Source organism: Pseudomonas sp. SDO5271_S396, assembly GCF_054071795.1.
The window spans coordinates 192155-202365 of sequence record NZ_JBSVWB010000006.1; the positions used below are offsets into that span (position 1 = coordinate 192155).

The 10211-nt window shown below is 61.0% G+C and carries 7 protein-coding genes; 4 read left to right on the top strand and 3 right to left on the bottom strand.

Features of this window, described 5'->3' with window-relative positions:
• Positions 1-2 precede the first annotated feature (2 nt).
• Positions 3-218, bottom strand: a complete 216-nt coding sequence (gene rmf, locus ACW9IN_RS07530) for a ribosome modulation factor (RefSeq protein ID WP_002553055.1) — start codon at positions 216-218, stop codon at positions 3-5.
• A gap of 532 nt (positions 219-750) precedes the next feature.
• Here rmf and rlmKL point away from each other — a divergent pair.
• Positions 751-3015 carry a bifunctional 23S rRNA (guanine(2069)-N(7))-methyltransferase RlmK/23S rRNA (guanine(2445)-N(2))-methyltransferase RlmL gene (rlmKL, locus tag ACW9IN_RS07535; RefSeq protein ID WP_457365284.1) on the top strand — a complete coding sequence of 755 codons (2265 nt, stop codon included), beginning with the start codon at positions 751-753 and terminating at the stop codon, positions 3013-3015.
• A gap of 138 nt (positions 3016-3153) precedes the next feature.
• Positions 3154-5538, top strand: coding sequence for a sensor domain-containing diguanylate cyclase (locus tag ACW9IN_RS07540; protein WP_457365285.1), 2385 nt, complete (start codon positions 3154-3156; stop codon positions 5536-5538).
• Between the two features lie 284 nt (positions 5539-5822).
• Here ACW9IN_RS07540 and dacB read toward each other — a convergent pair whose 3' ends face one another.
• Entirely contained in the window at positions 5823-7283 is a 1461-nt protein-coding gene (gene dacB, locus ACW9IN_RS07545) for a D-alanyl-D-alanine carboxypeptidase/D-alanyl-D-alanine endopeptidase (protein ID WP_457365286.1), read from the bottom strand.
• A 236-nt stretch (positions 7284-7519) separates the two neighbouring features.
• Here dacB and ACW9IN_RS07550 point away from each other — a divergent pair, with 236 nt between their 5' ends.
• Positions 7520-7864, top strand: a complete 345-nt coding sequence (locus ACW9IN_RS07550) for a YggL 50S ribosome-binding family protein (protein WP_034099703.1) — start codon at positions 7520-7522, stop codon at positions 7862-7864.
• A 54-nt stretch (positions 7865-7918) separates the two neighbouring features.
• On the opposite strand, the gene ACW9IN_RS07555 is transcribed toward ACW9IN_RS07550, so the two are convergent.
• Positions 7919-9109, bottom strand: coding sequence for a benzoate/H(+) symporter BenE family transporter (locus ACW9IN_RS07555; protein ID WP_457365287.1), 1191 nt, complete (start codon positions 9107-9109; stop codon positions 7919-7921).
• A 226-nt stretch (positions 9110-9335) separates the two neighbouring features.
• On the opposite strand from ACW9IN_RS07555, the gene ACW9IN_RS07560 reads away from it, so the two are divergent.
• Positions 9336-10100 (top strand): GntR family transcriptional regulator, encoded by a 765-nt coding sequence (locus ACW9IN_RS07560; protein WP_457365288.1) that lies wholly within the window; start codon positions 9336-9338, stop codon positions 10098-10100.
• The last annotated feature ends 111 nt before the right edge of the window (positions 10101-10211 follow it).

A 10211-nucleotide genomic window follows, 5' to 3' on the forward strand; every position in this document is an offset into this window, starting at 1 on the left:
GATTAGCCGACGGCGTGAAGTTCGTTGAGTCTGTGGATGCCCGCAGTGCCAGTCATACCGTCCCAGTTGTCGCCGCGTCCTTCTCGCCAGCCGTTGATCCAGGCTTGGCGTACCGACGGTAGAGTAAATGGGCAAAGCTCACGGGATTTGCCATGAACGCCATATTGATATCCGCGTAAAAATGCTCTTTCCAACGGATCACGCTTAAGTCTTCTCATAGGGTGTTTCCCTCACTTGTTGACTGTCTTGATATCCTTCGGCCTCGTCCGAGGCCGGGCAGAGTTTTTCTGCCGTTGGTGGGCTCGCTGCCGGCGTGGCGAGCCAATGTGTCGACGTCGTTACGGCGCCAACCTGTGTTGAGTTCTAACCAATAGGTCACATGGATTCAATGACCGTTTTGTCATAAGCACGTAACGAGAACGATGCTATAGCCATAAGCTGGGATGGCTTTTCGCCCCAATTACCGGGCAAAGCCAGCTATGATGCACGCTGCAAAGAGGATGGGTTTAATCCTTTAGTGAGAATGTCCTCCCGACGCAGTCGGTTACTATTCGACGAAGGGTCGGAATATTTCTTTTTGTTGCACCACAGTATTGATCTGCCCCTTCAATCAAGGCCCAAGGGCCCGGCAGGCGGGGTGGGACGGCACATTCGTGCCACGCGGGCACTCTTCAAGAAAAGTGCCTGATTAAAAACCGAGCCGGCGATGCGTCGCCCGTTCACTTATTGCTGAAAAGCCTGGAATGCCCCATGTCGGACCGTTTTGAACTCTTCCTCACCTGCCCCAAGGGCCTCGAAGGCCTGTTGATCGAGGAAGCCGTCGGGCTTGGCCTTGAGGACGCCCGCGAGCACACCTCGGCCGTTCGCGGCATGGCCGACATGGAGACCGCCTATCGCCTGTGCCTCTGGTCACGCCTGGCCAACCGCGTGTTGCTGGTGCTCAAGCGCTTTCCGATGAAGGACGCCGAAGACCTCTACCACGGCGTGCTGGATATCGACTGGGCCGACCATATGGTGCCCGATGGCACCCTGGCCGTTGAGTTCAGTGGCCATGGCTCGGGCATCGACAATACCCACTTCGGCGCCTTGAAGGTCAAGGACGCCATCGTCGACAAGCTGCGCACGCCTAGTGGTGAGCGGCCGTCCATCGACAAGATCAACCCGGACCTGCGCATCCATCTGCGTCTGGACCGTGGCGAGGCCATTCTGTCCCTCGACCTGTCCGGTCACAGCCTGCACCAGCGCGGCTACCGCTTGCAGCAGGGCGCTGCGCCGTTGAAGGAAAACCTCGCAGCCGCAGTCCTGATTCGTGCCGGCTGGCCACGCATTGCGGCTGAAGGCGGTGCGCTGAGCGACCCGATGTGCGGTGTGGGTACCTTCCTGGTGGAAGGCGCAATGATTGCCGCCGATATGGCGCCCAACCTCAATCGTGAACTCTGGGGCTTCACTACCTGGCTGGGTCACGTTCCGGCACTGTGGAAAAAGCTGCACGCCGAGGCCACCGAGCGCGCATCCATCGGCATGAGCAAGCCGCCGCTGTGGATCCGTGGCTACGAAGCCGACCCGCGTTTGATCCAGCCAGCGCGCAACAACATCGAGCGTGCGGGCCTGAGCCATTGGATCAAGGTGTACCAGGGCGAAGTCGGCACTTTCGAGCCGCGTCCGGACCAGAATCAAAAAGGCCTGGTCATCTGCAACCCACCCTACGGCGAGCGTTTGGGTGACGAAGCCAGTCTGTTGTACCTCTACCAGAACCTCGGCGAGCGTCTGCGCCAGGCGTGCATGGGCTGGGAAGCGGCGGTGTTCACCGGTGCGCCGGACCTGGGCAAGCGCATGGGCATCCGCAGCCACAAGCAGTATTCGTTCTGGAACGGCGCACTGCCGTGCAAACTGCTGCTGATCAAGGTCAACCCGGATCAGTTCGTCACCGGCGAGCGTCGTACTCCGGAGCAGCGCCAGGCCGAGCGCGAGCAGGCGGCCTATGATCAGGCGCCGAGCGAGCCGCAAGAGCGCCAGTACAACAAGAACGGTAACCCGATCAAGCCGGCGCCGGCTCCGGTGGTCGAACAGGCGCGCCTGAGCGAAGGCGGGCAGATGTTCGCCAACCGCTTGCAGAAGAACCTCAAGCAATTGGGCAAATGGGCCAAGCGCGAAGGCGTCTCTTGCTACCGCGTGTACGACGCCGACATGCCGGAATACTCCATGGCCATCGACCTGTACCACGATTGGGTGCATGTACAGGAATATGCCGCGCCCAAGTCCATCGACCCGGAAAAAGCCTCGGCGCGCATGTTCGATGCGCTGGCGGCGATTCCCCAGGCGCTGAACATCGACAAGAGCCGCGTGGTGGTCAAGCGCCGCGAGCGTCAGAGCGGCACCAAGCAGTACGAGCGCCAGAGTGCCCAGGGCAAGTTCACCGAAGTGAGCGAAGGCGGCGTGAAGTTGTTGGTCAACCTCACTGACTACCTGGACACCGGCCTGTTCCTGGACCACCGCCCGATGCGCATGCGCATCCAGAAAGAGGCGGCCGGCAAGCGTTTCCTCAACCTGTTCTGCTATACCGCGACCGCCAGCGTGCATGCGGCCAAGGGTGGTGCGTGCAGCACCACCAGTGTCGACCTGTCCAAGACTTACCTGGATTGGGCGCGTCGCAACTTCTCGCTCAATGGTTTTTCCGACAAGAACCGTCTGGAGCAGGGTGACGTGATGGCGTGGCTGGAAGCGAGCCGCGAGGAGTTCGACCTGATCTTCATAGATCCGCCGACCTTCTCCAATTCCAAGCGCATGGAAGGCATCTTCGACGTGCAGCGCGATCACGTGCAGTTGCTCGACCTGGCCATGGCGCGCCTGGCACCGGGCGGCGTGCTGTATTTCTCGAACAACTTCCGCAAGTTCGTGCTCGAGGACAACCTCAGCCAGCGTTATGCGGTCGAGGAAATCAGCGACAAGACCCTCGACCCGGATTTTGCGCGCAATGCCAAGATCCATCGGGCCTGGAAAATCAGCGCACGCTGATGGCCGTACAAAAAGCCGCAAGCCCTGAAAATTCCGGGCTTGCGGCTTTTTTACGCTGGTCAAACCCCGGGCCGATAGCTATAACTAAGGCCTAGCCAAAGTGACACCCCCCGCACGCTGGCGTTGTGAGTGTTGCCTATGCCGTTGCAAGCCGTCCGCCCGAAAATCCTAGGCTTCATCAGTGAGCAGGCGTCGGCTTGGCTGGTGGCATTGGTGGTGTTTCTGGCAGGTAGCGCGTTGACGGCGATCATTGCCTGGGCCGCTTCCGATCTGTATCAACAACAGGTGCGCCAGCGTTTCCAGTTGCTCGTCAACGAACGCTACACCCGTCTGCAGGAACGCTTCGAAGACCAGGAGCAACGCCTGGGCAGCCTGCGACGCTTCTTTGTCAATTCCAGTGATGTGTCCCGCGAAGAGTTCGACGGTTTCGCCCAACCCTTGTTGCTGCGTGCCCGTGCCTATGCCTGGGCGCCCCGGGTGTTTCGTGCGCAGCGCAGCCAGTTCGAGCACGACGTGTCCAACCTGAGGGGCGTGCCCTTCAGCATCCGCGAATTGAATTCGTCAGGCGAACTGGCCCCGGCCGTCGAGCGCGACGAGTACGTCCCGGTACTGTACAGCCAGACCCAGAGCCTGCTCGGTTCACCGTTGGGCTTCGATCTGCTGGCCCAGCCGTTGCGCCGCTCGGTGCTGGAACGTGCGCAAAAATCCGGCAAGCCGGCAGTGTCCCAACCGATGCAACTGGTGGGCGTGGAACCTGCGTATGCCACGGGCGTGTTGCTGGTGGCGCCGGTTTCCCAAGAGGGTCAAAGCGAGCCCTATGGATACGTGATGGCGGTGATCAGCATGCGCCAGCTGGTGGCCGAGGGGTTGCCAAAGCCCGACCGTGACAACCTGGTGATGCAGATCGTCGACACGTCCGACACGCAAAAGCGTGTGCTGTACGAGTCCAGCAATGCGCTGGCCGACAGCGACCTGATCGCCGCCCGCCGCCTGACCCTCGGCGATCATGTCTACGCCCTGACCCTGCGACCCAGCCAGGTTTTCGACCAGGCCAATCATTCTTCGCTGGTGACCATTCTCGGCATGGGTGGCCTGCTCAGCCTGCTGCTCGGCGCCTTGCTCTATGTGCTGGTCAGTCAGCGCCAACGGGCGCTGAAACTGGTGGAGCAGCGCACCGTACAACTGCGCTTGCGCGAACAGGAATTGCGCGGCGCCCATGGTCAGTTGCGCAGCGTGCTGAACGCGGCGACCCAAGTGGCGATCATCGCCACTGACTTGCGTGGCGTCATCAACACCTTCAACGCCGGTGCCGAGCAGATGCTCGGGTTCAAGGCCGAACAGGTGGTGGGTCGGCTGACCCTGGAAAGCCTGCACCTGCCGACGGAACTGGAAGCGCGCGCCGCCAACCTGAGCCTGGCGTTGGGCAAGCGCATCCCGGCGAGCCAGGCGATGCTGGTGGAAAGTCCCGACAACTTGCACGAAGCCCGTGAATGGACGCTGTTGCGCCAGGACAATAGCCAACTGACCGTCAACATGCTGGCCACGGTGTTGCTCGATGACCATGGCTTATGGATCGGCCACTTGGCGATTTACCTGGACATCACCGAGCAGAAGCGCGCCTACGAGGCGCTGGCGGCACGGGACCGTCTGCTGAAGAAGCTCAGTGCCCATGTGCCGGGCGGGATCTTCCAGTTCACTTTGGAACCCCAGGATAACTGGCGCTTTATCTACGCCAGCGACGGCATGCGCGACATTTATGAAATCGAGCCCGGCGTGCTGCAACAGGATGCAAAAAAGGTCTTCGAGCGCATTCATCCGCTGGACGCAGAGCGGGTGCGCGCGTCGATTCGCCTGTCGGCCTTGCAACTGAGCCACTGGCGCGAAGAGTACCGGGTGCTGTTGCCGCACAGGGGCTTGCGCTGGATTCGGGGTGAAGCCACGCCGGAAGAGTTACCCAGCGGCGGCACCTTGTGGCATGGCTACGTGTCGGACATTTCCGATCTCAAGCGGGTGGAGGAAGAGCTGCGGGCGCAATCGATCACCGACTCCCTCACCGGGATCCACAACCGCCGCTATTTCCAGGACCGTCTCAAGGCCGAGATGGTTCGTCTCAACCGCTCTTCCGGGGCGTTGTCGGTGATCATGCTCGATATCGACCATTTCAAACGGATCAATGACCAACACGGCCACGGGGTCGGTGATGGTGTGTTGCAAGAGCTGTGCAAACGCATCAGCCTGCGTTTGCGTCGTACTGACGTGTTCTGCCGGCTGGGCGGCGAAGAGTTCATGGTGCTGTGCCCGAACACCGATGGCGACCAGGCCTACAGCCTGGCCGTGGAGCTGTGGCAGTCGTTGCGCAGTGCACCGATGGAACCGGTGGGCATCGTGACCGCCAGCTTTGGCGTGGCCAGTTGGCGGGTGGACGAGGGCATCGACGGGCTGCTGCTGCGCGCAGACTCGGCCGTGTATGTGGCCAAACAAGCGGGCAGGGACCGGGTCGAGGCAGAGCGCTTGCGTGCTTGAGACTGCCGCAGCCCCAATGTGGGAACAATCAAGAGTGAGTGCGATGGGCGGGAGGAGGCTGGTGAGTGGACTCATTGTGGTGAGCGGGCTTGTCCCGCGCCGGGCTGCGCAGCAGCCCCATCCAGAGCGCCGCGTGTTTTCAGACGGAAATGCACCGGCTGGTTTCAGGGCCGCCTGGCGCTCCAGCACAGGACAAGCCTGCTCACCGCAAAAAAGCCTATTCTGCTCACCACAATAGTCCGTTCACCCTGACAAACCCATTCACCTTAGGCGCTCGTTCAGCCCTACAGGACCGGAGCGGCGGCCGCTGCTTTCGGCTGGCGATACAGGTCCAGCAGCACCTGGTCCAGCACCGACGAAGCGCCCCAGGGCTTGGGATCGTTGAGGATCGCCACCACGGCCCAGGTGTTGCCATTGTTGTCGCGGCTGAACCCGGCAATCGCGCGCACAGTGTTCAGAGTGCCGGTCTTCACATGGGCTTCGCCACGCATGGCGGTGGTCTTCAAGCGTTTACGCATGGTGCCGTCGGTGCCGGCAATCGGCAGCGAACTGATGTATTCCGCCGCGTAGGGGCTCTTCCAGGCCGCTTGCAGCATGGCTGCCATCTCCCGTGCGCTGACGCGCTCGGCACGGGACAAACCCGAACCGTTCTCCATCACCAGGTGCGGTGCGGTGATACCTTTCTTCGCCAGCCACTGGCGTACCACCCGTTGCGCGGCCTTGGCATCGTCGCCATCGGCATCGTTGCGGAACTGCGCGCCAAGGCTCAGGAACAGTTGCTGGGCCATGGTGTTGTTACTGTATTTGTTGATGTCGCGGATGATTTCCGCCAGGTCTGGGGAAAACGCGCGGGCCAGTACTTTAGCGTCCTTGGGTACCGGCGCCTGGATGTCGCGGCCCTGGATGGTACCGCCCAATTCCTGCCAGATCGCCCGAACAGCGCCAGCGGTGTAGGTGGCGTGGTCCAGCAGCGACAGATAAGTCTGCGAGCTGCAGCCGTCGGCCAGTTGGCCACTGACGGTCACGGTCACGCTACCGTCGGCGGCGGTCACCGGGTTGTAGCGTACGTCGCCGGTGCACTGCTTGGCGTTGGACACCTTGACCTGATTGTCGATGCGGATGCTGGCAATCGGCGGTTCGACCGACACGATCACCCGGCCCGAGTCATTGCGGGTCACGAAGCGCAGGGCCTTGAGGTTGACCAGCAGGGCGTCCGGCTTGACCAGGAACATCTTGTTCTCGTCGTTGCCGTCGTCATTGAACTCAGGCAACTGCGGCTGAACGAAGAAACCCCGGTCCAGTACCAGATCGCCGGTGACCTGCTGCACGCCGTTGGCGCGCAGGTCACGCATCAGCAGCCAGAGTTTTTCCATGTTCAGCTTGGGATCGCCACCGCCCTTGAGGTACAGGTTGCCGTGCAACACACCACCGCTGAGGGTGCCGTCGGTGTAGAACTCGGTTTTCCACTGGTGGTTGGGGCCAAGCATTTCCAGGGCCGCATAAGTGGTGATCAGCTTCATGGTGGACGCCGGGTTCACCGAAACGTCAGCGTTGAAAATGGTGGGAGTACCGGGGCCGTTCAGCGGCAGCATCACCAGGGACAGTGCGGTGTTTTGCAGCTTGGCTTTGGACAGGGCCTGCTGAACATTGGGGGGCAGGGTGTTGTTGATCGGGGCGGCGGCGGCGGAAAAGGCCAGGGGCAGAATAAGGCCGGCAAAAAAGACTGAACGCAACGATTTGATCATAAGAAGTAAAACCCTACTGCTGAGGAGGGTGAAAAAGGCGAGGGGTAAATAGGAAAAATCCCTCATTGGTCATGAAAGTGTCGGCATTATGCCCCAAGGTGGATCCACTTGTAGCTGAACGATAGCTGCTAATCGTGGTTTTTTTGCGGGCAATTGGCCGCCTGTCCCAGAGAGTCGGGCAATCGCCGCCTTAAACTGCTAAAGTGCCGCCCGTTATTACTTATGAGGATTGTTCCATGGCGACTAACCGTTCCCGGCGTCTGCGCAAAAAACTGTGCGTTGATGAATTTCAAGAGCTGGGTTTCGAGCTGAACCTGGATTTCAAAGAAGGTTTGGACGACGAAGCGGTTGACGCTTTCCTCGAAGCATTCCTGACTGAAGCGATGGACGGCAATGGCCTGGATTACGTGGGCGGCGACGACTTCGGTCTGGTGTGCTCGGCCAAGCGTGGTTCGGTCAGCGAAGAACAGCGTGCAACCGTCGAGGCCTGGTTGAAGGCCCGCCCAGAGCTGACTCGCGTTGAAGTGAGCCCGCTGCTGGATGCCTGGCACCCAGAGACGCCGATCAATCCGGTAGCCTGATGTGCTGAAACAGCGACCCGCCCGGGTCGCTGTTTCGTTAGGGACCTTGCAGTTTCAGGCCTTGCGCCAGTTCACAATCAACAGCGTCAACACCCCCGCCACAATCCCCCAGAACGCCGAGCCGATGGAAAACAGCGTCAAGCCGGACGCAGTGACCATAAAGGTGATCAGCGCCGCTTCCCGTTCCTTCGGTTCATTCATGGCGACGCTCAGGCCATTGATGATTGAGCCAAACAACGCCAACGCCGCGATCGACAGCACCAGCTCTTTTGGCAGTGCCGCGAACAGTGCTGCCAGCGTGGCGCCGAACACGCCGGCAATGCCGTAGAACACCCCGCACCACACCGCAGCGGTGTAGCGCTTGTTACGGTCTTCATGGGCATGGGGGCCGGTACAGATAGCCGCGCTGATCGCCGCGAGGTTGATGCCGTGGGAGCCGAAGGGCGACAGCACCAGTGAGGCCAGGCCGGTGGCGGTGATCAGCGGCGAGGCCGGTACGTTGTAACCATCGGCCCGCAGCACGGCGACGCCGGGCATGTTCTGCGAGGTCATGGCGACTACGAACAGCGGGATGCCGATGCTGATGGTCGCCGCCAGCGAGAAGTGCGGGGTGGTCCAGACCGGCGTCGCCACTTCCAGGTGAAAACCGCTGAAATCCAATAGCCCCATCAGCCCGGACAGGGCGGTACCGATGATCAGCGCGGCGAGTACCGCATAACGCGGCGATACCCGCTTGATGATCAGGTAGGTGAAAAACATCCCCAATACCAGGCCGGTGCGGTGTTGCGCGGCGACGAAGATTTCGCTGCCGATCTTGAACAGAATCCCCGCCAGCAGGGCCGCCGCCAGTGACGCAGGGATGCGCTTGACCAGTTTTTCGAAACTGCCGGTAAGACCGCACAGCGTGACCAATACCGCGCAGGTAATGTAGGCGCCGATGGCTTCGCCGTAGCTCACACCGCCCAGGCTGGTGATCAGCAGCGCCGCGCCGGGGGTCGACCAGGCAATGGTGATCGGGGTGCGATAGCGCAGCGACAGGCCGATGCTGCACACGGCCATGCCGATGGAAATCGCCCAGATCCACGAGGAAATCTGCGCCGTGGTCAAGCCGGCGGCCTGGCCGGCCTGGAACATCAGCACCAGGGAACTGGTGTAGCCGGTCATCATGGCGATGAAGCCGGCGACGATGGCCGATGGAGACGTATCGGCCAGCGGGCGCAGGGGCGCGTGGGTGGCATCGGGCATGGGGCGGTGTTCCTTTTACCTGAGTGTTTGCCGGTGAAGGCACAGATTCAAGCCTAAACTCAAACGTAACGACTCATTGCAATACAGCCGACACCGCAAACAGCCGTACAGTGTGTTGGCCCATTGGGTTGTGTACAATGTACCCTGTTTTTAGGTGATACTTGCCAGCGACCGTCCGTTGCCGTATTACCGTTAATTCGCCGCCGTTCTCCCGACCCGAGTGCCCATGAACGAACAGTTGCAACCTCTCAAGAAACAACCGCGAGCCGGCAAGGCCGGTCGCAGCGGAACCCAGGACGATATCGTCTACGCGCATATCTTCGAGGCGATCCTCGAACAACGCCTGGCACCCGGTACCAAATTGAGTGAAGAGGCCCTGGGCGAAATCTTCGGCGTCAGCCGCACCATCATTCGCCGTGCGCTGTCGCGCCTGGCCCATGAAGGGGTGGTGTTGCTGCGGCCCAATCGCGGCGCCGTGGTTGCCAGCCCGAGTGTCGAAGAGGCCCGCCAGGTATTCATGGCGCGGCGTCTGGTGGAGCGGGCGATCACCGAGTTGGCGGTGCAGCACGCCACGGCGGAGCAACTGGCTGAACTGCGCCAGATGGTCAACGACGAGCGCGACAGTTTCTCCCGCGGCGATCGCGGTGCCGGCATCCGCCTTTCCGGCGAATTCCATCTCAAGCTGGCGGAGGCGGCAAAGAACGCACCGCTGATCAGCTTCCAGCGCAGCCTGGTGTCCCAGACCTCGTTGATCATCGCCCAGTACGAAAGCGGCAACCGCTCGCACTGTTCCTACGATGAACACACGCAGCTGATCGATGCGATAGAGGCCCGGGATGCCGCGTTGGCGGTGAATTTGATGATGCATCACATGGATCACATCGACAGCAAACTCAACCTCGATGAAGAGAGCGCGTCGGATGATTTGCATGCAGTGTTTTCGCACCTGCTGCAGACCAAGAAGCCGGGACGCTCTTCAATAAAGCTGTAATTTCCCTGGTTCACCGGGGACAAAAAATGTGGGAGCGGGCTTGTGTGGGAGCTGGCTTGCCTGCGATGGCATCACCTTGGTCTAACTGAAAGACCGAGGTGCCTGCATCGC

What these genes read in the sequence shown, in the direction of transcription:
- rmf (WP_002553055.1), bottom strand. Translation starts at nt 218, where the DNA reads ATGAGAAGACTTAAGCGTGATCCGTTGGAAAGAGCATTTTTACGCGGA.
- rlmKL (WP_457365284.1), top strand. Translation starts at nt 751, where the DNA reads ATGTCGGACCGTTTTGAACTCTTCCTCACCTGCCCCAAGGGCCTCGAA.
- ACW9IN_RS07540 (WP_457365285.1), top strand. Translation starts at nt 3,154, where the DNA reads ATGCCGTTGCAAGCCGTCCGCCCGAAAATCCTAGGCTTCATCAGTGAG.
- dacB (WP_457365286.1), bottom strand. Translation starts at nt 7,283, where the DNA reads ATGATCAAATCGTTGCGTTCAGTCTTTTTTGCCGGCCTTATTCTGCCC.
- ACW9IN_RS07550 (WP_034099703.1), top strand. Translation starts at nt 7,520, where the DNA reads ATGGCGACTAACCGTTCCCGGCGTCTGCGCAAAAAACTGTGCGTTGAT.
- ACW9IN_RS07555 (WP_457365287.1), bottom strand. Translation starts at nt 9,109, where the DNA reads ATGCCCGATGCCACCCACGCGCCCCTGCGCCCGCTGGCCGATACGTCT.
- ACW9IN_RS07560 (WP_457365288.1), top strand. Translation starts at nt 9,336, where the DNA reads ATGAACGAACAGTTGCAACCTCTCAAGAAACAACCGCGAGCCGGCAAG.